The organism is Pedobacter sp. ASV1-7 (assembly GCF_040203335.1).
Taxonomy (GTDB): Bacteria; Bacteroidota; Bacteroidia; order Sphingobacteriales; family Sphingobacteriaceae; genus Pedobacter.
In genome coordinates this window covers 240709-263553 of the sequence record NZ_JBEHBV010000006.1, presented here as the reverse complement: position 1 = coordinate 263553, position 22845 = coordinate 240709, and the positions used below count along the sequence as shown (strand labels likewise).

The 22845-nt window shown below is 35.4% G+C and carries 21 protein-coding genes; 8 read left to right on the top strand and 13 right to left on the bottom strand.

Features of this window, described 5'->3' with window-relative positions; genetic code table 11:
- Window positions 1-6: 6 nt before the first annotated feature.
- The gene (gene trpA, locus ABDJ41_RS15475; RefSeq protein ID WP_349786977.1) at window positions 7-774 is read left to right on the top strand and encodes a tryptophan synthase subunit alpha; all 768 of its coding nucleotides are present in this window, start codon (window positions 7-9) and stop codon (window positions 772-774) included.
- On the opposite strand, the gene nhaA is transcribed toward trpA, so the two are convergent.
- On the bottom strand, window positions 764-1948 hold the full coding sequence (nhaA, locus tag ABDJ41_RS15470; RefSeq protein WP_349786976.1) for a Na+/H+ antiporter NhaA: 1185 nt from the start codon (window positions 1946-1948) through the stop codon (window positions 764-766). The genes trpA and nhaA overlap by 11 nt on opposite strands.
- A 28-nt stretch (window positions 1949-1976) precedes the next feature.
- Window positions 1977-2597, bottom strand: a complete 621-nt coding sequence (locus ABDJ41_RS15465) for an L-threonylcarbamoyladenylate synthase (RefSeq protein ID WP_349786975.1) — start codon at window positions 2595-2597, stop codon at window positions 1977-1979.
- 78 nt (window positions 2598-2675) lie between these two features.
- Here ABDJ41_RS15465 and ABDJ41_RS15460 point away from each other — a divergent pair, with 78 nt between their 5' ends.
- On the top strand, window positions 2676-4346 hold the full coding sequence (locus tag ABDJ41_RS15460; RefSeq protein WP_349786974.1) for an FMN-binding glutamate synthase family protein: 1671 nt from the start codon (window positions 2676-2678) through the stop codon (window positions 4344-4346).
- Between the two features lie 66 nt (window positions 4347-4412).
- Here the strand turns inward: ABDJ41_RS15460 and asnS are convergent, their stop codons facing one another.
- From asnS to ABDJ41_RS15425, 7 genes are all read right to left on the bottom strand, one after another.
- Window positions 4413-5861 carry an asparagine--tRNA ligase gene (gene asnS, locus ABDJ41_RS15455; protein WP_349786973.1) on the bottom strand — a complete coding sequence of 483 codons (1449 nt, stop codon included), beginning with the start codon at window positions 5859-5861 and terminating at the stop codon, window positions 4413-4415.
- Between the two features lie 516 nt (window positions 5862-6377).
- Window positions 6378-7568 carry an ADP-forming succinate--CoA ligase subunit beta gene (gene sucC / locus ABDJ41_RS15450; protein WP_349786972.1) on the bottom strand — a complete coding sequence of 397 codons (1191 nt, stop codon included), beginning with the start codon at window positions 7566-7568 and terminating at the stop codon, window positions 6378-6380.
- 127 nt (window positions 7569-7695) lie between these two features.
- Window positions 7696-10542 (bottom strand): MSEP-CTERM sorting domain-containing protein, encoded by a 2847-nt coding sequence (locus ABDJ41_RS15445; protein ID WP_349786971.1) that lies wholly within the window; start codon window positions 10540-10542, stop codon window positions 7696-7698.
- Complete coding sequence (xrtK, locus tag ABDJ41_RS15440) at window positions 10526-11050, bottom strand: exosortase K (RefSeq protein WP_349786970.1); 525 nt, start codon at window positions 11048-11050, stop codon at window positions 10526-10528. The genes ABDJ41_RS15445 and xrtK overlap by 17 nt, the downstream gene beginning before the upstream one ends.
- Window positions 11051-11058: 8 nt before the next feature.
- Entirely contained in the window at window positions 11059-12618 is a 1560-nt protein-coding gene (locus ABDJ41_RS15435) for a DUF4153 domain-containing protein (RefSeq protein WP_349786969.1), read from the bottom strand.
- Window positions 12619-12680: 62 nt separating this feature from the next.
- Window positions 12681-12977, bottom strand: coding sequence for a winged helix-turn-helix domain-containing protein (locus ABDJ41_RS15430; RefSeq protein ID WP_349786968.1), 297 nt, complete (start codon window positions 12975-12977; stop codon window positions 12681-12683).
- Entirely contained in the window at window positions 12977-13606 is a 630-nt protein-coding gene (locus ABDJ41_RS15425; RefSeq protein WP_349786967.1) for a hypothetical protein, read from the bottom strand. The genes ABDJ41_RS15430 and ABDJ41_RS15425 overlap by 1 nt, the downstream gene beginning before the upstream one ends.
- Window positions 13607-13752: 146 nt before the next feature.
- Here ABDJ41_RS15425 and ABDJ41_RS15420 point away from each other — a divergent pair, with 146 nt between their 5' ends.
- From ABDJ41_RS15420 to ABDJ41_RS15400, 5 genes are all read left to right on the top strand, one after another.
- On the top strand, window positions 13753-14403 hold the full coding sequence (locus tag ABDJ41_RS15420) for an ABC transporter ATP-binding protein (protein WP_349786966.1): 651 nt from the start codon (window positions 13753-13755) through the stop codon (window positions 14401-14403).
- Window positions 14400-14717, top strand: coding sequence for an ATP-grasp domain-containing protein (locus ABDJ41_RS15415; RefSeq protein ID WP_349786965.1), 318 nt, complete (start codon window positions 14400-14402; stop codon window positions 14715-14717). The genes ABDJ41_RS15420 and ABDJ41_RS15415 overlap by 4 nt, the downstream gene beginning before the upstream one ends.
- A gap of 2 nt (window positions 14718-14719) precedes the next feature.
- Window positions 14720-15328 carry a haloacid dehalogenase gene (locus ABDJ41_RS15410; RefSeq protein WP_349786964.1) on the top strand — a complete coding sequence of 203 codons (609 nt, stop codon included), beginning with the start codon at window positions 14720-14722 and terminating at the stop codon, window positions 15326-15328.
- A 41-nt stretch (window positions 15329-15369) separates the two neighbouring features.
- On the top strand, window positions 15370-17004 hold the full coding sequence (locus tag ABDJ41_RS15405; RefSeq protein ID WP_349786963.1) for a S41 family peptidase: 1635 nt from the start codon (window positions 15370-15372) through the stop codon (window positions 17002-17004).
- A 135-nt stretch (window positions 17005-17139) separates the two neighbouring features.
- Window positions 17140-17406, top strand: a complete 267-nt coding sequence (locus tag ABDJ41_RS15400; RefSeq protein ID WP_349786962.1) for a hypothetical protein — start codon at window positions 17140-17142, stop codon at window positions 17404-17406.
- A gap of 2 nt (window positions 17407-17408) precedes the next feature.
- On the opposite strand, the gene ABDJ41_RS15395 is transcribed toward ABDJ41_RS15400, so the two are convergent.
- Complete coding sequence (locus tag ABDJ41_RS15395; protein WP_349786961.1) at window positions 17409-18365, bottom strand: M20/M25/M40 family metallo-hydrolase; 957 nt, start codon at window positions 18363-18365, stop codon at window positions 17409-17411.
- 126 nt (window positions 18366-18491) lie between these two features.
- Between ABDJ41_RS15395 and ABDJ41_RS15390 the strand changes: the two genes are divergently transcribed.
- A complete protein-coding gene (locus tag ABDJ41_RS15390; RefSeq protein WP_349786960.1) occupies window positions 18492-19475 on the top strand; it encodes a potassium channel beta subunit family protein in 984 nt (327 codons plus the stop codon).
- Window positions 19476-19530: 55 nt separating this feature from the next.
- Here the strand turns inward: ABDJ41_RS15390 and ABDJ41_RS15385 are convergent, their stop codons facing one another.
- The 3 genes from ABDJ41_RS15385 to ABDJ41_RS15375 form a co-directional block, all read right to left on the bottom strand.
- Window positions 19531-20979 (bottom strand): glyceraldehyde-3-phosphate dehydrogenase, encoded by a 1449-nt coding sequence (locus ABDJ41_RS15385; protein WP_349786959.1) that lies wholly within the window; start codon window positions 20977-20979, stop codon window positions 19531-19533.
- Window positions 20980-21078: 99 nt separating this feature from the next.
- Window positions 21079-21939, bottom strand: a complete 861-nt coding sequence (locus ABDJ41_RS15380; RefSeq protein ID WP_008242129.1) for a sigma-70 family RNA polymerase sigma factor — start codon at window positions 21937-21939, stop codon at window positions 21079-21081.
- A 497-nt stretch (window positions 21940-22436) separates the two neighbouring features.
- Complete coding sequence (locus ABDJ41_RS15375; protein ID WP_502930339.1) at window positions 22437-22766, bottom strand: YegP family protein; 330 nt, start codon at window positions 22764-22766, stop codon at window positions 22437-22439.
- Between the last annotated feature and the right edge of the window lie 79 nt (window positions 22767-22845).

The window sequence follows — 22845 nt, the reverse complement described above, 5'->3', positions numbered from 1 at the left end:
TTTGGTATGAGCAGAATTAAAGAACTTTTTGAAACGAAGAAGAATATATTATCAATTTATTATACAGCAGGGTATCCGGGCTTAAATGATACGGTTACAGTTGCAGAAGCATTAGAACAGAACGGAGCACAGATTATAGAAGTTGGTTTCCCTTATTCTGATCCGGTTGCAGACGGACCAATTATTCAGGCAAGCAGTAAGCAATCGCTTGATCAGGGAATGGATCTGAAGACGTTATTTGAACAGCTTAAAGATCTTCGTAAGCGTGTAAATATCCCGGTTGTTTTAATGGGGTATTTTAATACGGTATTACAGTTTGGTGTAGAAAATTTTTGTAAGGCATGTGTTGAGGTGGGGGTAGATGGTTGTATTGTTCCTGATCTCCCTATTGTAGAATATGAAGAGCTTTATCAGCCCATATTTGAAAAATATGGTATATCTAATATCTTCCTGGTTACCCCGCAGACTTCTCCTGAGCGTATCCGTAAAATAGACGCAATAAGTACAGGGTTCATTTATCTGGTATCGTCGTCGGCTACAACCGGGCAACAATTGCAACTGTCGGAAAATACAGAAGGTTATTTCTCGAGAATTGCAGATATGAAGTTGAAAAACCCAATGATGACTGGTTTTGGTATATACAATAAGGAAACCTTTGATAAAGCTTGTCAATATGCTAATGGTGCAATTATAGGAAGTGCTTTTGTAAAGGTACTTGATCCAAACGATTTAACCGGTAGTATAAAAAGCTTTATGACAGCATTTAAACCTTAGCAATTGCTCTCTTTTTATTGATTGACTTCAAGAAGATAAATCCAACGAGTCCTGAAATTACAGAAGCACAAAGAATGGCAAATTTGGCTTCTGTAACATGCAGCTCATCGCTAAACGATAGCAGGGAAATAAAGATCGACATGGTAAAACCAATACCTGCCAACATTCCTAAGCCAATGATGTGTTTCCAGCCTGATCTTGATGGCAGGCTGCCTAGTTTTAGTTTTACCGCTATCCATGAGAATAAGGTTACACCAATGGTTTTACCTATAAATAAACCTGCAATAATTCCCATTCCTAAAGGAGAGACCAGGCCGCTGATCATTTCCTTCTGAAAGGTGATATTTGTATTCGCCAAAGCGAAGATGGGCATAATAAAGTAATTTACAGGACCATTTAGCAAATGCTCTAATTTTTCTAAAGGAGATTCTACATTAGTTGCATTTGTTGGTATAGTTAAAGCAAGTAATACCCCAGCGATTGTAGCGTGAATACCAGAATGGTGAATGAAATACCAAAGAAAGACACCTGGGATAAGGTAAAAAAACAATTGCTTTATATTGAAAAAATTAAATGCTATCAATAGCGCCATAACACCTGCTGCCATCAAAAGGTAGTCGAAATGTACTTCATTGGTGTAAAAGATGGCTATCACCAGAATGGCGCCAAGGTCATCTACAATAGCCAGAGCTGCTAAAAATACTTTTAATGAAGTAGGTACACTTTTTCCTAGCATAGAAATAATGGCTAATGCAAAAGCGATATCTGTAGCCATTGGAATACCCCAGCCGCTTGCGGTATCCTGATCTTTATTGAATAAAAAATAAATGAAAGCTGGAACCAGCATGCCACCAAGTGCGGCTACTACTGGTAATGAAGCTTTTTTAACGGATGATAATTCGCCTTCAACCATTTCACGCTTAATTTCTAAGCCTACCAATAAAAAGAATACGGCCATTAAGGCATCGTTAATCCAGGCAGATACTGTAAAAGCATATGTCTGTGCACCAAATGTAAAGCCGAAATCTGTAGATAGGAAATCGGAAAAATCCTGAGCATAGGAGGAGTTGGCGATAAACAATGAAATTGCCACACAAACCAATAAAATTATACCACCAATTTGTCCTGAACGGAAAAAGTCTTTAAATGCTTGTAGGTTTATTATTTTCGCCATGTGTGTAAAGGTAATTATTTTAGATAAACTATAGAAAGTTATCCAGGTCGCCTTTACCATCACGGATCACCTCAAAGTCGCCCGATGTACAGTCAACAACTGTAGAAGGCTCATTATCACCGTATCCACCGTCAACTACTACATCTACATGATCTTCATATTTTTCATGAATCAATTCCGGATCAGTAGAATACTCAATAACCTCATCATCATCGCGAATAGAAGTTGATAAAATTGGATTGCCTAATTGTCTGACGATTTCTCTGGCAATATCATTATCTGGTACCCTGATACCTACTGTTTTTTTATTTGAGCTTAATAGTTTAGGTACGTTGTTATTGGCATTCAAAATAAACGTAAAAGGTCCGGGTAATGCTTTTTTAAGCACCCTGAAAGTTGTTGTGTCAATTGGTTTGATATAATCTGAAATATGTCTCAAATCAGAACAAATGAAAGAGAAATTGGCCTTTTCCGGCTTTATCCCTCTGATGCGACAAATCTTTTCTATGGCTTTTTGATTGGTAATATCGCAGCCTAAACCATACACTGTATCGGTTGGATAAATAATTAAACCGCCTTTTTTCAATACCTCAACAATTTGCTCAATTGCTTTGGGATTTGGGTTCTCAGGGTAGATTTTGATAAGCATATGTAAAATTACACAAATCTTAGACCGAAACTGGATAATTATTATTCTATTGGCATGTTTTTTAGTAAATTGATGTATATGAGAAAAGCATTTATCGCGATTGCGGCATTTTTAGTGGCGTTGACTGTAATGTTGGGGCTTACCTATTCACCATTATGGTGGTTGTTCCTTTTCACAGGACCTGTTGTTTTATTGGGGATTTATGATCTCTATCAGCCGAAACATAGTATTGTAAGAAATTATCCTGTTGTGGGGAGATTAAGGTACTTGATGGAAGATCTAAGACCTAAAATTTATCAGTACTTTGTGGAGAGCGATACCAATGGTAAACCTTTTAGCCGATTAAACCGATCTCTTATTTATCAAAGGGCTAAAATGGAAAATGATACTATTCCCTTTGGGACGCAGCTGGATGTTTACGAAAATGGGTATGAATGGTTAAGTCATAGTATCTCTGCTATAAGTCATCATGAACTTAATGAAGACCCAAGGGTATTGGTAGGTGGACCAGCTTGTTTAAAACCTTACTCGGCTAGTATTTACAATATTTCGGCTATGAGTTTTGGCTCATTAAGTCAGAATGCCATACTAGCTTTAAATGGTGGTGCTAAGTTGGGTAATTTTGCACATAATACCGGAGAGGGAGGGATTAGTGACTACCATGCAAATCCTGGAGGTGATTTGATTTGGCAGATTGGTACTGGTTACTTTGGCTGTAGAAACCATGATGATGGATCCTTTGATCCAGATGCTTTTGCAAAAAGAGCAGGTAATGATCAGGTGAAAATGATAGAAATTAAGTTGTCGCAAGGAGCTAAACCTGGGCACGGAGGGATTTTACCTGCTAAAAAAGTTACTCCGGAAATTGCCAGAATCAGATTGGTAAAAGAAGGTTATGATGTAATTTCTCCACCTTCACATTCTGCTTTTAAGACGCCTGTAGAAATGCTAAGTTTTGTAAAGCAACTTCGTGATTTATCAGGCGGGAAGCCTATTGGGATAAAATTGTGTATAGGTCGCAGGAGCGAATTCTTTGCTATTTGTAAAGCAATGGTAGAAACTGGTATTTATGTAGATTTTGTTACTGTAGATGGGGGAGAAGGTGGTACTGGAGCTTCGCCACAAGAGTTTTCAAATGCTGTAGGCATGCCTTTGCGTGAAGCTATTGCTTTTGTGTATGATGTGTTGTCAGGTTTTAATTTAAAGCAGCATATTAAAATTATTGCTTCAGGTAAGGTGGCTTCTGGATTTGATCTGGTAAAAAATATTGCCCTTGGTGCAGATTTATGTAATTCGGCACGTGGGATGATGTTTGCTTTAGGGTGTATACAGGCGCTTGAATGTAATAGCAATACTTGTCCTACAGGAGTAGCAACTCAGGATCCTAGCTTGATGAAAGGATTAGTCGTAGAGGATAAAAAAGTAAGGGTATTTAATTTTCATAGACTTACTGTGGCGAGTGCTGTAGAGCTGTTGGGTGCTGCGGGGCTTCATCATCCGTATCAACTCACAAGAGCTTATATTAACCGGAGAATAGCGCCAAATGTAATGCAGTCATACCTGGAGAGTTTTCCTTATATCCCTGAGGGTAGCTTGTTGAAAACGCCATATCCTTTAAGATTTGAATTGGGGATGGCGCTAAGTACCTCGGCTAGTTTTACGCCAACTGATTACAAAGTGTCGTTAGTTGATTATGCTCATGCCAACTCATTCTCAGATACTTTGGATGAGGGTAAGAGTAAGCCCTAAGTTGTTTTTAACAAAGAAGGAGTTTGCACTAGTGCAAACTCCTTCTTTGTTTTGTTATAGTGTGTATTAAAACTCGGCATTTTTTGGAAAGCGTGGGAATGCAATTACGTCTCTGATATTGGTCATGCCACTTACAAAGAGTACAAGTCTCTCAAAACCTAAACCAAAACCAGCATGCGGAGCAGAACCGAAACGTCTTGTGTCTAAGAACCACCACAGCTCTTCCTGTGGAATGTTCATTTTTTCCATTCTTTCAGTCAGTTTTTCCAAGCGCTCCTCTCTCTGAGAACCGCCTACAATCTCACCTATTCCAGGGAATAATATATCCATTGCTGCAACTGTATTTCTACCTAATTCATCAGGTTCATTCTGACGCATATAGAATGATTTGATGTCGGCAGGGTAGTCAGTTAATATTACTGGTTTTTTGAAATGCTTCTCTACCAGGTAACGCTCATGCTCTGATTGTAAATCAGCACCCCATTCATCGATCAGATATTTGAATTGTTTTTTCTGATTCGGTTTAGATGATTTTAAAATCTTAATCGCTTCCGTATAAGTTATGCGTTCAAAATCATTATTTAAGCAGAAGTTTAGTTTGTCAAGCAAAGATAATTCGCTACGCTCATTTTGAGGTTTTGATTTCTCTTCTTCTAATAAACGGCTATTTAAGAATTCAAGTTCTTCTTTACAATTTTTAAGCGCGTAGTCAATCAGGTACTTCAACATCTCTTCAGCCAGATTCATGTTGTCTTCCAGATCAGCAAAAGCAATCTCGGGTTCAACCATCCAGAATTCTGCAAGGTGACGGGTTGTATTAGAGTTTTCGGCTCTGAATGTAGGTCCGAAAGTATAAATCTGACCGAATGCCATAGCGGCTAACTCACCTTCAAGCTGACCGGAAACAGTCAGGTTTGCAGAACGCGCAAAGAAGTCTTCAGAAAAGTCTACTTTTCCATCCTCAGTACGAGGTGGATTATCAAGGTCTAAAGTTGTTACTTTGAACATTTCACCAGCACCTTCTGCGTCAGAAGCTGTAATAATAGGAGTGTGCATATACACGAATCCTTTTTCGTTATAAAACTGGTGAATAGCAAATGCTAAGGCATGGCGAACTTTAAAAACTGCATTGAAAGTATTGGTGCGGAAACGTAAATGTGCAATTTCTCTTAAAAACTCCAGGCTATGCTTTTTAGGTTGTAAAGGGAATTTATCAGGATCGCTATCACCAAGTATCTCGATGGTATCAGCTTTAATATCTACTCTTTGACCTTTTCCTACAGATTCAACAATTGTGCCTTTAACGGCTATTGCAGCTCCGGTATTAATTCGTTTTAACAATTCATCCGGTGTATTATTAAAGTCAACTACGATCTGGATATTTCCCATGCAGGAGCCATCATTTATAGCAATAAACTGGTTGTTCCGAAATGTCCGTACCCAACCCATAACAGTTACTTCCCTGTTAAATTCATTTGTCTCTAGCAGACTTTTTACTTTTTCTCTGTGTATCATGATTTTATTATGGAGAGTGTCAAAAATAAGGAAAATCATGAATAAATAAGAGTGTATTATTTATGAGTTGTTGAGGTGGTGTTTTTTTGTGATTTTTTATTGTTTTTGATTTGGTTTGGTTTATTTTTTAATGTGTTTTTGATTTTTATTGTAGTTTTTTATTTGTTTTAGTTGGTTTTTGGTGTTTGTTTATGTGTTTTGTGTTGTTTTGTGTTTTTTAATTCGTTTTATTTTGTGTTTTTGTGGTTTGTTGTTGTTTATTGTGTTTTGTGTGTGTGTTTTTGTGGGTGTTTTTGTATTTTTTTATTATTTTTTATGAAATATTTTGATTTTATGATGTGTTTTTGTGAGAAATACATATATTTGTAATGCTCGTTTAATTTATATTTGGTTAGAGAGGCCTATATCTGGATGGATATAGGCCTCTTGTTCTTTATAAAAGTTTGTAATTAAAATAAGGCGCAAAAAAAAGCTGCCTTTTTTGAAGGCAGCTTTTAGATATCATTTTTTAATGGCTTATGCCAATACTTTAGTTACTAAATCTGAAGCATCTTGTAAGGCGATAGCAGAATAAACTTTTAAACCAGATTCATCGATCAGTTTTTTAGCCTCTTCAGCATTTGTACCTTGTAAACGGCAGATGATTGGAACTGGTACATTACCAATTTCATTATAAGCATCAATTACACCTTGAGCAACACGGTCGCAACGAACAATACCACCAAAAATGTTAATCAAGATTGCTTTAACATTCGGATCCTTAAGGATGATGTTAAAACCAGCTTTAACAGTTTGTGCATTTGCAGTTCCACCTACGTCTAAGAAGTTAGCAGGTTCACCACCGGCAATTTTGATGATGTCCATTGTAGCCATAGCTAAACCAGCACCATTAACCATACAACCAACGTTACCGTCAAGTTTTACATAGTTAAGGTTTGATTCACTAGCTTCTACATCAGTAGGATCTTCTTCTAGTTTATCACGCATTGCAGCATAATCAGGATGACGGAACAAAGCGTTCTCATCCAAATCAACTTTAGCATCAACAGCAATGATTTTATCATCAGATGTTTTCAAGACAGGGTTGATTTCAAACATTGAAGAATCAGTATTGTCATATGCTTTATAAAGCGCGGTAACAAACTTTACCATCTCCTTAAAAGCCGCACCACTTAAACCTAAGTTAAAAGCAATTTTACGAGCCTGAAATCCTTGTAAACCAACTTTAGGATCAATTTCTTCTTTGAAAATTAAGTGAGGTGTATGTTCAGCAACCTCCTCAATGTCCATACCACCTTCGGTAGAATACATGATGATGTTTCTTCCCTTAGTACGGTCTAATAACACACTTACATAGAATTCTTTAGTTTCAGAAGCTCCCGGGTAGTAAACATCCTGCGCAACTAAAATCTTGTTAACCTTTTTACCTTCCGGACCAGTTTGTGGAGTTACCAGCTGCATTCCTAAAATTGCAGAGGCTCTTTCCTTAACCTCATCAAGGTTTTTGGCTAGCTTTACACCACCGCCTTTACCTCTACCACCAGCGTGGATCTGAGCTTTAATTACAACCCAGTCAGAATTGTAGTCAGTTTTCATTTTTTTAGCAGCTTCTACAGCTTGCTCTACCGTGTCGGCTACTATACCTTCTTGTACGGCTACTCCAAAACTTTTAAGTATTTCTTTACCTTGATATTCGTGGATATTCATTTTGCTGAAAAAATTTGTTCAAATCTACAACTTCAAACCCTTTAAACAAAGGGCAATTGAGTTTTTTTAGAAATGATCCTTTTAATTTTAGTTTAAAAACAGAATAACAACCTTTGAGTAATCCTACTCAACTTTTTAACCTGAAATTTATAGCTTCCAACAAAGTTTTTTGCTTCTTCCTCTCTTTAAATTTATAGGTCATAAACAAAGTCAATAAAAGTCCCATTATTAGGTATATGTTTGGTTCAGACATGCTTTGCGTATCCTCGTCAGGATCAAGATTTTTATTGCCAGAGATAATTTGCTTTTGTTTTTCTAACAAAGCCATTTTCTGCGCCTCATTTTCTACAACAATAAAAGAAGTTAAAGGAGAAAGTATCTCACTTATCATACTTTGCTTTATTAACTGTATGTGCTCATCATTAGATGAATTGTTGTTTGTAATCGCTCTGATCTGCATCCCATGTAAGTTTAGACCGGAAAGCCAGGACTTTTTGTTTGCTTGAATTATATTTGATTCAGATTGATTGTCAGTAACAATTGAAGGTCGATCATCTTTTGGCAAATAAGCAGTGGGAGATGTAACATTTGGCCAGGCATATACAGGCACCGAATCAATTAATTTTGATGTTGTTGTTAGTCTCGATTTGGAGTTTGAATTAAAAGAATGTGTCCACAGTTTATGATCAGCATCAAGTTCATAGAAAAATGAATTCTCAGGGTACGTTATTTTAAAATCTGAAAAATCATTTTGAATAATGGCGTCAGATAGACTTTCTGTTAGAACGATCATGATAGGAAATGACTTCTCCTTATTTTTATAATTGTTGATCAGGATTTTTTTAATGGCCGCATTAAGGTAAAAGCCTCCATCGTATGCATATTTATTTAGCTTGGTTTCCCAGTCTTTATCCATCTGGATTTCATTAGCAAAAGAATTTGTAAGATTAAGTCTAATGTCTTCTTTTTTAAGTTGATGTGTGGTTGTTAGTTTTTTGATTCTAGTTAAATAGCTTCTAATATTTTTTTCCTTGCCTTTAGAAACATCAATAATGAAATGATATATAGGTTTGCGGTTAATCAGTTTTAATTTAGCTTTTTCATTTGCTGGAATATATGTCGTTTGGTTTATAGATTCTGCTTTAGGTCTAAAACTAGAGTCTGCTTTCCCGAAAGGGACCATTACTCCATCAAAATCTAAAGTAAATGGTTCTTTATGAATGAATTCAATACCGGTTTTTCTTACTTCTTTCGCTGAAAATGGAAAGACTTTGAATGCTATCTTATTTCCGGTTAGATAGTAGAGGATCCCTGGATCTCGATTTTCATTTCTAATGTTTGAAAATACCCAAAGTGCTGACTTTTTCTCTGCGAGTATTCCATTTTCTCTTCTTGTCCCAACGTTAAGGTAGTAATTACTGATCCAGCATCCATCAGGTAACGTGAATTCTGTTTTGTAGATTGCTAAATTCATATTGCCAGAATTCGTTAACTCTAAATCCAATGTACTAATCCAAGATTGCTGTTTTTTGTCGAACCTGCTTGTGTTTTTAATTTTGGATAACTTAATGCTGTTTGTAGTGCTATCTTCAACAATTGTTAACGGGTTCTTCTTTTTACCAAAAAAAATCTGCTCTAAAGTATTAATTTTAAGATCAGATAAGATCATATTATCTAAAACCAGCCAGTTGTAATAGGTACTGATGTAAGGTGTGTTACTATTTGCAAATAAGTTGTTACGATCTTTGTTTGTCTTTATGGTTGATAGTGTACTGTGCAATGTTTTTTTATCCACATAATAAGTCTTGGAGTAATCGGGACTATATACATAAGTCAAAGCATTGTTTAGTACTTTTCTGTCGTGTAAATTGAAACCTGTAATCATAAGAGGTAAAATACTGAGCATGACAACAGATAAAATAGTAACTTTTAAGGAAGAATATTTATGCCTCAGAAGTTTCAGCTCTTTATAAAGTTCATTGGTTTGAAGAATAAAAAGAAGTAATGGAGCTAGCATTAAAAAGCCTATTCCAACCAAAAAAGTTGCAATAATAGCAAATGGCAAATAAGGAAGAAATACAATTAGAAAATAAATTGTATAAGGGAAGCAGATTAGCAATCCAGAAATACGGATTATTCGCAAGTTGAAATTTTCCGGAGTCGGTAAGCAAATTAATAGTCCATTTACAATTGCTATAATATAGAACCATACCTGACTAAAGTTTCCGAACATAAATTCTGCAAATTTATATCTACCGGTAAATAAGCCATTGTTAAACCCTAATCCAACTAAGGGAAGGACTAACGCCATAGTGATTTTCCAATAGATAGAGTATTTTAATAAAGTGTCAGATTGTAAGGTAGTTAAGATGTAAATTGCTCTGCAGAGAAAAAACAAGAATAATATAGAAGCCGTTATACATAAAATAATTAAGGCATGAGATCCAAAGAATCTATCTTGGTTTTGCCATAATGGTAGAATGATCTGAGCAAATACGTATGCAGCAAGAGGAATCGACAGGCTATATAGAAAATTTAATCCGGCATTTGTTGTCGATGGTTTGGTACTGGTCATAACAACCAATATAAAAAGTGCATGTGCCAGGGTAGGCATTAGAAATGTTCCAGGATAAAGAATGACCTCAGAAGAAATCATCCAGTTCGGTATGCTGCTAGGGATAAGTATATTGCTATACTCAGAGTAGCAGTAAATTAATAAGCTGTATGATAGTAATGATATTAGCGCATAATATACTGAAAGTTGTTTTTTTTGAATTACACAAAAGATAAGGTAAGCTGATAGAAGGCATGTTAAACTGATTAAAGTCAATCCAAATTTGAACCACAAGGATTTAATTTTAATAGATAAAAGGCTTTCAATAATATTATAGTTGCTGTAAAAAAGGACAAATAGTAAAAGAACCGGAAGAATATTTATTAATATTAACCAACGTGGATTAAGCAAGTTTTTCATTCTCAGGAAAGTATTTGGTGAGTAGATAAGTCAATGTTTTATAAAATACAATAAGGAAGAATAGATATACAAATGTTCCCTGAGCTTGATGAAACCAAGTGCTAATTTGTATTTGAGGAGTCAATTTCTGTATAAAAATGGCAATAATTATTCTTGAAGTGTTTACAAAAACTGTAAGCACCCAAGCACTCAAGATGCTGAAGAATAGTAATTTGAATTTCTTATTTTGAAAGTGGTTTATAATAACAAAATAGCCAATAATGAAGATGAGGATAAAGAAGTTAAAACCAGAGCATGATTTTTCTATTAAAATATTGAAATCATGATAAAAATATCCAGAACCGTTTAAGAATACACTTTCGGAGTTACTTAAAAATGAAATCATTTTGTTTGTTGGGCTAAGGATGAAGATTAAATCATTTGCATCCATATGTGTGTAGGCAATTTTAAGTACTCCAAATAATACAATGCCCAAAGCATAATAAAAGCCATTTTTCTTTATATCCATTTTATGCATTATTTATTCAATCCAAAGTGCTTAGCTGTATTTCCATCCACTAGATTCCATGATAACCAGGACGTTTTTCGATAACGTTTGCCGAAATTTTCAATGCGTCGATCAAGTCGCTCCTGTAATTTGATGTTTGGACTAATAGCTTCTGTGTTTAACCGATTAGCTTCTGAAGTCGAATCACCGAGCAGTTTATCTCGGTTTTCATCAAGTAAAGGGAGTACCCTGTCTGATAAGGAAAGTAGATAGTCAGGATCTATGACTTTTGACTCAGAGTGGTTGAAATTGTATTTAGCGATAAAAACGTCCCAGCTTACTAAACTAAAACCAAGAAGTAAAGCAAACCAAATGTGACCATTGATTTTAAACAGGTAGAAAAGGGTTTTTTGTTTAGCCACCTTTATATAAACGGTGATCAAACCAATTATACAAAGTAAGGCAAACACCATAACACCAATTCTTTTTTGTGTCAAACCATAGAACTCAATATAGTAACCGTCTCTAATAAGGACAGATACGATCAGGATGGAGTTTTGGATCATCCAGGTAAATGCCAGAAGTCTTAGTGTTTTACTTTTACTGTAAAAGTTTAGGTTCCCTCTAAAGAAATATAAGATTACTGCCATAGCCATCACGATGCTAAAAATCAAAGCATTGGTTCCTTCATGTAAATCAGCAGAAAAATTACCAGAAGGTTTAAATCCAAACCATAGAGTGCAGATATCTATGGTATTTATAATTAGTAATAAGATATTCAAAGCTATAAATGAGATGATCCCGGTGATATATTCCGTTTTAAGTGCTAACTTTTTATATAGTAGATTACCGCTGAAAGTTTCAATAATCTGGTACCATATGGTTTTTGATCTTTTGCTTCTTCTTTCTAAATCCTCTTTAATATTTTGCTCTAGATCTCCTAGCTTTTTACTAAAACAGGTAAGCAATAAGCCCCCGGTCAGTATGAGTCCCAGACAAAAGAAAAATAGACGACTGAAGTTGAAATCGACAAAAAACAGATCTAGAAATCCAGTTAAAAGTAAGGATAAGCTTGTGGAGATGTTATCCAGGTAATGTGCAAAAACCTGATTCGCATTACTATAAATAATCGTAAAAACGGTGACAATAAATAGCGGGATGAAAATGTATTTAGCCAACTTTAAGATTGGTCTGAGATTGAAATTTCCAATATTAACCGAATTGAGGTTTTGAATAACATTAAAAGGTAAAGTCAGAAATTGTACAAATGCAGCCATTATTGCAGTAAAAACCGTTCTAATTTGTTGGTAATGACTAAACCCTATAAATAGGATCAGACTAATGTAGTAGGTTGCAATACTTAAATCCGAGTTGATAATTACAACTAAAATGGCTGCAAGGAGATGTGAAGCCGCATATATTATAAACTTGCGACTCTTAACAATCTCAGCATTGAAATATGTAATACCAAGAATATAAAGACTATATATCAAAAGATTTAGTCCGACGTCCTCTGCCCAGAACAGGTAGTTAAATAGCAATCCACCTAATAAAGTAGATAGGAGCAGAAAGTTGGATTTATTGTTCATGTTATGCATAGTTTTTTTATTTAAAAGTACTTTGTAGTTCAAAGTGTGGGTGTAAAAAAAAATTAAATGCCCTTAATCATCTTTTCTAAAGCATCTAGATGTGCTTTGAAAGCATATCTGCCTAAATCTGTAATGATGTATGTAGTATTTGTTTTTTTGCCGATAAATGATTTTTGGACTTTTAGAAATTCTGCCTGCTCCAGTGTATTTAAGTGGGAGGCAAGGTTGCCATCTGTTAACTCTAGCAATTGTTTCAACTCATTGAAGCTAATGCTATCATTTACAATTAATACAGACATTACGCCCAATCTGATCCGACTGTCGAATATCTTGTTAAGTGCCTCGATTGGGTTCTTCATTAATTGGCCCTTTCATATTTAAAATACATCAGCATTCCATAAAGAATATGGAGTATACCAAAACCAATTGCCCAGAAATACAGACCATAACCAATGTAAAACATACAAATCAATCCCAATACAATTTCACAATATCCTAAAAATCGAATATCAGTATAAGTGTATTTACTGGCATTAATTAAAGCTAATCCGTAAAAAATAAGGCAAGATGGAGCAACTAATCCATATGTGTTAGGATGTACAAGAAGTAAAGCAATAATGAATAGTCCACCAGAAACCAATGGGATAGCTAGGTTTACCAATAGATTTTTTGTGGTTCTGTCCCAAAATGGTAATTTCCTTTTTCTACTTTGTCTCAATGTTAAGAGTAAGCCACCAATTAATGCCACTACTAATACTCCAAAACCTATTTTAAGTAAGTTGGCTTCGAGATCTTCTAATGAATGACCATAAATAGAATTATTATTTAAAAAAACATTAATCTCGTTATGAGCAAGGTAAGCACCTACAAGGGCAGTTAAACCAGCGAAAACTCCTGATAATCCGCTTAAAGAAATGAATCTGGACGAACGGTCCATCAACTTTTTGATGTCGTTCAATGCATTGAGTTGTTCTTCCTTGTTGTTCATTTTAAAAGTACTTTGTATTTCAAAGTTATGCGATAAAATTGAAACTGCAAATATTATTTTCAATTATTTCTTCGAGTCAATCTATTTTTAAATTTTATCGTGCTTGTACTCTTAACCTTGTGCTATGTTTTTGTAAGTTTGCAGCTATGCTGAAAGCCACGGGTATAAAAAAATCTTATGGAAGTCTGCCTATTTTAAAAGGAGTAGATTTTGAAGTGTCGAAAGGTGAAATTGTGAGTATTATTGGTGCTTCCGGTGCTGGTAAAAGTACACTTTTACATATTTTAGGTACTTTGGATAAACCTGATGAGGGTCAGGTGGAACTGAAAGGAACCAAGGTTAACCATTTGTCGGGCGAGTTGTTAAGTGTTTTTAGAAATAAAAACATTGGATTTGTATTTCAGTTTCATCACTTGTTACCTGAATTTACTGCGCTCGAAAATATTTGTATTCCAGCTTTTATAGCCAAGACAAATAAGAAACAGGCGGAGCTCAGAGCTTTTGAATTACTGGATCTGCTTGGCTTAAAGGATAGGGCAGATCATAAACCCAATCAATTATCGGGTGGTGAGCAACAGCGTATTGCTGTGGCAAGAGCCTTGATTAATAATCCGGCTATTATTTTGGCGGATGAACCATCAGGTAACCTGGATTCAGCAAATGCGAGTACTTTACATGATTTTTTTATTACGCTACGTGACAATTTTCAACAAACCTTCGTAATTGTTACCCACAATGAAGATTTAGCTAAAATAAGTGATAGGGTAGTAACCATGAAAGATGGTTTAATTATATGAGAATACTAATAACTGGCGGGAAGTCTGCCCAAGCCATAAAACAGGCTAATCAATTTGAAAATGATAATGTAATCCTGGCAGATTATGGTGATATGCCAAGTTTTCCATCTGCAAAGTATAAGTTCTTGTCCTTAGGGCAACGGAATGATGATGTCATTGCCCATAATTTATTAAACCATTGTCTGAATGAGGGAGCTGATGCAATTTTAGCATTACAGGATTTTGAAATGGTTGAACTTCAGAAGTCGGCTGTTTTGTTTGCTGAATTTAATATAGAGATCCTAAGTCCGGACACCAATAAGCCTCAAAATTAATAATGACTGCTGCTGAATATTTAAAAGAAAAAGAGTTCTTTATTTTTGAACTTGATAATGTTATTTATCCTGAAAAGGACTACCTGTTACAAGTATATTACCTATTTGCTCAGTTCATTGAGTATGGCGAACAAATTAGTGCTGTAGATATATTAAAGTATATGCAGGACTATTATCTGGAGCATGGAGATAAAGATACCTTTGAGAAGACAGCAGCGAAGTTTTCTATCCATGAAAATTATAAAGTAAACTTCGATATGCTGTTGCATAGTGTGCGTCTTCCTTTAAAGCTTTTGATTTATAATGAAGTATCAGCATTAATGCAGGCTATTGTTTTAGAACGTAAGAAAATCTTCTTATTTGTGCAGGGAAATAAAGCTATGCAACTCAATAAAATAAAACAAACTGACTGGAAAGGATTGGAGCAATATCTTACCGTATTCTTCACAGAAGAGTTTGAGCCTGAGAATGATGCTTTGAAATTGATAATGCAACAGTATCAGTTAGATATAAGGAAAGCATTACTTATAGGGAATACTACATTTGCAGAAACATCCTCAAGAGTAAATAATATGGACTATTTGAATGTGAATGAACTATTTGTAAGATAATATCGTTTATAATTATCTTATCTTTACTCAAAATATTGAACATGAAACTTCTCTTCTGGTCGGGAAAATCAAAATTCCTAATTGCATTGCTTTTAATTACGGCCCTGGGAGCCTGTAAAAAGTCAAAAGTTAATCCGGATCCGGTGGATCCTGCAGTTGAGTCAAATACAAAGCAAACGCCAACAACAAATAGAAGAGAATTGACAAACGATTCTTTATTTCTGTATGCAAAACAGATTTATTTCTGGAATACAACTTTGCCAAGTTATGATGTTTTTGAACCCCGGAAATACAAAACCTATCCTCTTGATCTGGATAATTTCAGAGATGAACTTTTTAATATCACTAAATACTCAACTTTTGAAACTGTACCAGGAGCAAATTATTCTAAATATGCTTACATAGTAGACAATACTGAATCAAATGGAAATCAAGCAAGTGCAAAATTTGCAAGCCTTGATGCAAATGATGTTGGTTATGATATGGGTATTGTTACATTTAGGAATTACGGAACTGAAACAAATTATACTACTTATGTAGCGGGTGTTTATCCAAACTCCCCTGCTGCAAATGCTGGTATTACAAGAGGAACGCAAATCACTAAAATCGGTAACGTAAGTATTGGTACAAACTTTAATAGTGTAGTACAGACATTAAATGCTGTATTAAACAACCGGCTTACTACAGCACTTTTTTCTGGAATAAAAGCAGATGGAACCCCATTTACTGATGTTCGTTTAACTATAGCTAGATATAACAGTAGTTCTGTTTTTACTTCAAAAGTGATCACTCAGGGAGGTAAAAATGTAGGATATTTTGCTTATTCCAGGTTTTCGGTTTTAACTGTTGGAGGAAAAACACCTTCTGATGTCAGGCTCGATCCGGTATTTGCAGAATTTGCATCCAAAGGAGTTACAGATTTGGTTATAGATTTAAGGTACAATGGAGGTGGTTCTGTTGAGACAGCAGAATATTTACTTAACCTGATTGCCCCTTCAACTGCAACAGGTAAGATGTATCAGGAGCTGTATAACAATACTATGAAAACCGGAAAGGCTACGATCTTAGAAAAACAGCCTTTAACAGATGGATCTGGAAAGATTTTGTATAGCTCGTCTGGTAAGATGTATACTTATGATGATGTTGACTGGACTGAAGCAGGAAATACTTATTACTTTTCTAAAAAGGGATCTCTTACAGGTGTTAAGAATATTGTGTTTCTGGTTTCAGGTGGAACAGCTTCTGCAAGTGAGATGCTGATTAATTGCATTAAGCCGCATGTTCAGAGTGTAAAGTTAGTGGGAACTAAAACTTATGGAAAACCGGTCGGCTTTTTTCCTATACTTTTAGATAATCGTTATAATGCATATATCCCAAGTTTTGAAACACGGAATTCAAGAGGAGAGGGAGGCTATTATGCAGGCATGACACCTGATTATCTTGATGATGGTAATAATGGTATTGTTGACGATGCTAAGTATGATTTTGGAAATCCTAATGAAGGCTATCTGAAGACAGCACTCTCTATTCTTGCGCCAGTTGCGCAAGGGGTGTCTAGCGGTCGTACTTCATCGGTTGCAAGTACACCTGCAGGTAATATAAAGACCTTAACCTTTGCAAATGATAATATCGAAAACGTTGGGATGATAGAAACCAGATTCAAAATCAAAAAATAAACACTTGTTATTCAGTACGTTCATAAGTATGTAAATATCTATTTACATACTTATGAGGAAAATGACTTTGAACTATCCTATTTTATTGCGATTTTAAGTACTACAAAGCATTTTAATGTAAATACTAAGATAATTATGATAGGGGAATTAATAGAAAAGGAATCAATCGACATTAGTCAGATCATACCAGCAGAAGAAAATCACACTGAAGAGTTGAAAGATAAACTGAACTCAGCGCAACGTTTGGGAAATGAATTTAAGGCTAAAGCAGATATTTCATTTAATACAAAGGAAGGGCCTAAAACAGTTTCTACAACCGTATGGTCAGTTACGGAAAAATATATTCAATTAAAAAATGGGATACACATCCCTTTGAATAGTTTATTGGCAATAGATTTTTAGAATTATTGCTTTTTCAATTGCAGCTTCTCTCTAAAGATGGATTGTAGATTACGGTCTTTATCGATGTTGGTAATGGTTTCCAATATGGCAGCAGCAGCATCGGTAAAGAACGCTTTATTGATATTCTTGTATTCATCTGATGCCTGATGATAGTCTTTATGATCTTCAACGCCGAAGTACAGAAAAGGAATGTTTTTATCATTAAATGAGCTGTGGTCACTTTGATTAGTCCAATCTTTAGATCCCGTTTTAGGGTCGTCATGACCAAATAACACTTTAATCTTTGGACTGGTAGTTATAAAGTACTTTTTCAGTTCCGGGTATTTGAAAGTGCCACAAGCATAAAGCTCTCCTTTGTCATTGTGACTAATCATATCCATATTTACATTTAACTTGATTTTCCCGAGGCTTACAGGTGGAGTGGTCACAAAAGCTTTTGAACCTTGCATCCCCATCTCTTCCGCATCGAAAGCAGCAAAAATTAAAGTGTGATTTGGCTTATTTGCTTTAAAATATTCAGCAAATTTAAGTAAAGCAGCCACGCCGGAAGCATTATCGTCGGCACCATTGTATATTTCATTTCTAATGATACCAATATGATCGTAATGTGCAGAAATCACGATTACCTCATCAGTTTTTCCCTGAATATACCCGATCATGTTTTTGCCATTTAAGGTTCCTCCGTTTTTGTCAAAAGAGAAATGCTGCTCATAACCTTTAAATTGCTGAAAAGAAAGTAAACCTATATCAGTAAAACGTTTACCAATATATGTTCTGGCCATTTCTGCTCCTTTAGTTCCTGTTTTGCGCCCTTCGTAAGCATCAGAAGATAGTATTTCAACGTCATTGAGTAGTTGCTTGTCAGCCTGGGTAGAGGTAGACTTCTTTAGTGAACTACAGCTTAATAACAAGCCCAGAGATATTAGCAGATAGATGTTCATCTTAAGTGGTGCATACATTAAATAAAGGTAATTATATTGAATGAAAAAGCCATCATCGTATTTTTGTAAAAACTTAAAGACAGGCCCTGCTGTTTTAATTAATCATGGTAATTTGGGGATATTATTAATCATAAATAATTTAAAATGGAATATAGACGTTTAGGAAAGTCCGGCTTGCAGGTTAGTGCTTTATCACTCGGTAGCTGGCTTACATTCGGACAACAGATCAGTGATAAAACAGCAGATGAGCTTATGGGATTGGCTTATGATGCAGGTGTGAACTTCTTCGATAATGCAGAAGGATATGCGGCGGGTAAATCTGAAATTGTAATGGGTAAAATTCTTAAGGCTCATAAATGGGAACGCGAATCTTTTGTTGTATCCAGTAAAGTGTTTTTTGGAACGGAAAACAAAGGACCGAATAGGGTAGGACTTTCACGTAAACACGTTATAGAAGCTTGCAATGGTGCTTTGTCAAGATTGCAGGTTGATTACCTTGATTTATACTTCTGTCACCGCCCGGATAGAAATACACCAATAGAGGAAACAGTCTGGGCGATGAATACCTTATTACAACAAGGTAAAATCCTGTATTGGGGCACTTCCGAATGGACTGCAGTTGAAATTATGGAAGCTATTCGTGTGGCTAAACAATACAACCTGATCGGACCAACTATGGAACAGCCGCAGTATAATCTGATGGAAAGGAATAAAGTTGAAAATGACTACATGCTATTGTTTAAAGAGCACGGATTAGGAACCACCATCTGGTCTCCATTAGCTTCTGGCTTGTTATCTGGTAAATATACTGCGAAGAATACCACAAATACTCGTTTGGAACTAAAAGGGATGGAGTGGCTAAAAGATGCAGTGTTAAACGAGGAAAAGTTAAAGAAAGCGGAAGAACTACAAAAGCTTGCTGATAAATTGAACGTTCCTCTTGCTAAACTTTCATTAGCCTGGTGTCTTAAAAATCCAAATGTAAGTAGTGTGATTTTAGGCGCGTCAAAAACTGCGCAATTAAAAGAAAATCTGACAGCTTTAGAAGTTGTGCCATTACTGACGGATGAGGTGATGACTAAAATTGAAGATATCGTACAAACTAAACCAAAAGTGGTTCAGTTTTAAATAGAAAATGTCCGGAATGATATGGATGGCCAATCATTCTGGACATTTCTTAATGTTAGTAATAAGTTAGCCTGATTACTCCTGCCATCTTTTTTGCTACTCTGATCACCTGTCTGGTGTACCCGTACTCATTATCATACCAAGTGTATAAAACTACTGATTTATTGTCTTTTGCTACAATGGTAGCAGGTCCATCAATAATAGAAGCATGACTGTTACCAATAAGATCTGAGCTTACCAGTTCGTTAGAAATTGAATATTCAATCTGCTCAGATAAGTCTCCAAACAATGAAGCCTGCTTTAATACTTCTGTAATTTCCTGTTTAGAAGTAACAGTGTTTAAAGATAAGTTCAATATCGCCAGAGATACATTTGGTGTAGGGACACGTACAGCATTACCTGTCAGTTTACCACCCAGATGCGGAATAACTTTCGCTACAGCCTTGTCGGCACCAGTTTCGGTAATTACAAGGTTTAAGGCAGCAGAGCGCCCTCTGCGGTATTTTTTATGGTAGTTGTCTAATAAATTCTGATCATTTGTATAGGAGTGTACAGTTTCAATATGACCTTTCTCAATTCCAAAAGCATCATCAACGATTTTCAATACCGGAACAATGGCATTGGTGGTACATGAAGCATTTGACAGGATATTTTCTACTTCGAAATCAATCGCGGTATCATTAATTCCCGCAACAACATTTGGAATATCTCCTTTAGCTGGTGCAGTAAGTAAAACTTTACTAATGCCAGGCGATTGCAGATGTCTGCTTAATCCTTCACGATCACGGTAAATTCCGGTGTTATCAATTAAAAGAGCATTTTTAATATCGTAAGCTGTGTAATCAACTGATTCAGGATTGGAAGCTACAATGAAACTAACAGTTTGTCCATTAATAATTAGTGCCTTATTTTCAAAATCTTCTACTATAGTGCCATGAAAAGGCCCATGAATAGAATCTGTACGTAGCAATTCCGCTCTTTTGATCAGTTCTTCATCGCTATAGCTACGGGTAACAATGGCTCTCAGGCGAAGTTGTTCTCCTTTTCCGGCTTGTAAAATAAGTTCGCGTGCAGCAATTCTGCCGATGCGACCAAAACCAAACAGCACAACATCTACCGGTGTTAAGCTTATCTTATCCTTTCCGATGTGTTTAGTTAGTCTGGTTACTACAAAATCATGAATAGAAGAATAGTGATCATTATCTGCCAGCCATTCCGAAGCTAATCGGCCTATGTCTACTCTGGAAGGCGCAAGATTACATTTAGCAATAGTTGCAGCGAGCTCTAAAGTTGTATAGATGCTGATGTCTTTTCCACTAACTTCTTTTGCATACTGGTGATGTGCGAGTATCTCGCTGCTGCCTACATCAAATAAAGGTTTTCGGAATAAAACGAGTTCAACTGATCTGTCGAACCATAGTTGCCCTACAATATTGATCAGCTCAATAGCTTTTTTTTCTTTTTCAATCCAATTTTGAAATTCGGATTGGTACTTGTTTAACATGTCAGTTTTTTTTGGTTAGAATGCTGCAAAAGTAAAAAAGATTGAGTGAGTACCCAATCTTTTTTGCTTTATAATTTTAATTAAAATGTATTCGAGGTTTTATCCAAGATATGATTTCAATATTTTGCTTCTTGAAGTATGACGTAAACGTTGTAAAGCTTTGTCTTTAATCTGACGAACACGTTCGCGGGTCAGGTTGAATTTCTCGCCAATCTCTTCTAGAGAAAGAGGGTGGTTCGTACTTAAACCAAAGAATAAAACGATAATTTCACGTTCACGTTCAGTTAAAGTTGAAAGTGAACGTTTTATTTCCTCAGAAAGAGATTCATTGATTAAGCTGCTATCAGTATTCGGTTCGTGATTTTCCAATACATCAAGTAATGTATTTTCTTCTCCCTGAACAAAAGGGGCATCCATAGATACATGGCGACCAGAGTTACTTAAGGTGTCAGATATTTTATCTACCGTAGTCTCTAAAATGTCTGCCAATTCTTCAGGAGAAGGCTCGCGCTCATATTCCTGCTCTAATTTTGAGAAAGCTTTACTGATTTTACTTAAAGAGCCAACCTGGTTTAAAGGTAAACGTACAATACGACTTTGTTCAGCAATAGCCTGCAATATCGACTGTCGAATCCACCAAACGGCATAAGATATAAATTTGAAACCTTTAGTCTCATCAAAACGCTTAGCAGCTTTAATTAAGCCCAGGTTACCTTCATTGATTAAATCTCCTAAGGTTAAACCTTGATTTTGATATTGCTTAGCAACCGAAACCACGAAACGTAAGTTAGTCTTTGTTAAGCGTTCTAATGCAGCTTGATCCCCTTCTCGTATCTTCCTAGCTAATATTACTTCTTCTTCTGCGGTTATTAAATCCACTTTACCAATCTCGTGAAGGTATTTGTCTAGTGATTGACTTTCGCGATTGGTAATTGATTGCGTGATTTTGAGTTGTCTCATTTATATGTTTTGGTACTCGTTATTTGTTTTGACGTGCAAAAGTAAGGATTTATAGGCATTTTTGAAACATAAATTCCTGAAAATGTTACACTTTACAACGGTGATTTCTATCATGTCTTTGCAGCAAATATTATTCCAAAATACTTCTGTCAGTCTATTATTTTATACCATAGGCAACTAAAATAGAATGTGTTTAGGGGGATGTAGATTGATTAATAATCATATACAGAGAATATATGGCACGAAATGTTATTTTGTCAAATGTGGTTATTGACGGGGATATGACTTAATTCGGGCTTTTTCTGATTCAAATTATTACATTACTGTCAATGTTTCACAACATTTTATTGTACAGAAAAACATAATATTGTACATAAAATTAGCAAAAAAATGGTCAATCCGAAAAAATATTAAGAGACTGATTGAAAATAAAAGGAACATTTACAAGATAAGTAAAGCTATTTTTAAACAGTCTCTTAACTATATCAGTTCTTAAATTAACTTAGATCTGATACCTCAGCATCAGGACCATTTTTCTTAACTGATTCAATACCATTGTCGCGACTAGCTACACTTTCGTACATTTCACTAGTTCCAATCACCTGGCCATTTGTAGCTTTCAAGGTGAAATAAGGTTTGTCATTTGAAGAAGTTTTTCTTTCGAATTTAGTGTCATCTGACGAATTCTTTTTAACGGATTCAATACCATTTTGACAAGCTCCTTTAGTTGTGTAGCCTTCACTAGCTAAAATTACCTGACCGTTACCTGCTTTTAAATTGAATTGAAATTCTCCGTTTTTTCTTTTCGTGATCTCAAATTTTCCCATGATTTCTATTTTTAGTTTTTAATTAGGTTGACTTTCAGTGCAATATAAAAAAAAGAAAACATAAACAAAAAATGAAATT

Bases quoted from the DNA above. Each gene is read 5' to 3' on its own strand.
- trpA (WP_349786977.1), top strand. From the start codon at position 7: ATGAGCAGAATTAAAGAACTTTTTGAAACGAAGAAGAATATATTATCA.
- nhaA (WP_349786976.1), bottom strand. From the start codon at position 1,948: ATGGCGAAAATAATAAACCTACAAGCATTTAAAGACTTTTTCCGTTCA.
- ABDJ41_RS15465 (WP_349786975.1), bottom strand. From the start codon at position 2,597: ATGCTTATCAAAATCTACCCTGAGAACCCAAATCCCAAAGCAATTGAG.
- ABDJ41_RS15460 (WP_349786974.1), top strand. From the start codon at position 2,676: ATGAGAAAAGCATTTATCGCGATTGCGGCATTTTTAGTGGCGTTGACT.
- asnS (WP_349786973.1), bottom strand. From the start codon at position 5,861: ATGATACACAGAGAAAAAGTAAAAAGTCTGCTAGAGACAAATGAATTT.
- sucC (WP_349786972.1), bottom strand. From the start codon at position 7,568: ATGAATATCCACGAATATCAAGGTAAAGAAATACTTAAAAGTTTTGGA.
- ABDJ41_RS15445 (WP_349786971.1), bottom strand. From the start codon at position 10,542: ATGAAAAACTTGCTTAATCCACGTTGGTTAATATTAATAAATATTCTT.
- xrtK (WP_349786970.1), bottom strand. From the start codon at position 11,050: ATGGATATAAAGAAAAATGGCTTTTATTATGCTTTGGGCATTGTATTA.
- ABDJ41_RS15435 (WP_349786969.1), bottom strand. From the start codon at position 12,618: ATGAACAATAAATCCAACTTTCTGCTCCTATCTACTTTATTAGGTGGA.
- ABDJ41_RS15430 (WP_349786968.1), bottom strand. From the start codon at position 12,977: ATGAAGAACCCAATCGAGGCACTTAACAAGATATTCGACAGTCGGATC.
- ABDJ41_RS15425 (WP_349786967.1), bottom strand. From the start codon at position 13,606: ATGAACAACAAGGAAGAACAACTCAATGCATTGAACGACATCAAAAAG.
- ABDJ41_RS15420 (WP_349786966.1), top strand. From the start codon at position 13,753: ATGCTGAAAGCCACGGGTATAAAAAAATCTTATGGAAGTCTGCCTATT.
- ABDJ41_RS15415 (WP_349786965.1), top strand. From the start codon at position 14,400: ATGAGAATACTAATAACTGGCGGGAAGTCTGCCCAAGCCATAAAACAG.
- ABDJ41_RS15410 (WP_349786964.1), top strand. From the start codon at position 14,720: ATGACTGCTGCTGAATATTTAAAAGAAAAAGAGTTCTTTATTTTTGAA.
- ABDJ41_RS15405 (WP_349786963.1), top strand. From the start codon at position 15,370: ATGAAACTTCTCTTCTGGTCGGGAAAATCAAAATTCCTAATTGCATTG.
- ABDJ41_RS15400 (WP_349786962.1), top strand. From the start codon at position 17,140: ATGATAGGGGAATTAATAGAAAAGGAATCAATCGACATTAGTCAGATC.
- ABDJ41_RS15395 (WP_349786961.1), bottom strand. From the start codon at position 18,365: ATGTATGCACCACTTAAGATGAACATCTATCTGCTAATATCTCTGGGC.
- ABDJ41_RS15390 (WP_349786960.1), top strand. From the start codon at position 18,492: ATGGAATATAGACGTTTAGGAAAGTCCGGCTTGCAGGTTAGTGCTTTA.
- ABDJ41_RS15385 (WP_349786959.1), bottom strand. From the start codon at position 20,979: ATGTTAAACAAGTACCAATCCGAATTTCAAAATTGGATTGAAAAAGAA.
- ABDJ41_RS15380 (WP_008242129.1), bottom strand. From the start codon at position 21,939: ATGAGACAACTCAAAATCACGCAATCAATTACCAATCGCGAAAGTCAA.
- ABDJ41_RS15375 (WP_502930339.1), bottom strand. From the start codon at position 22,766: ATGGGAAAATTTGAGATCACGAAAAGAAAAAACGGAGAATTTCAATTC.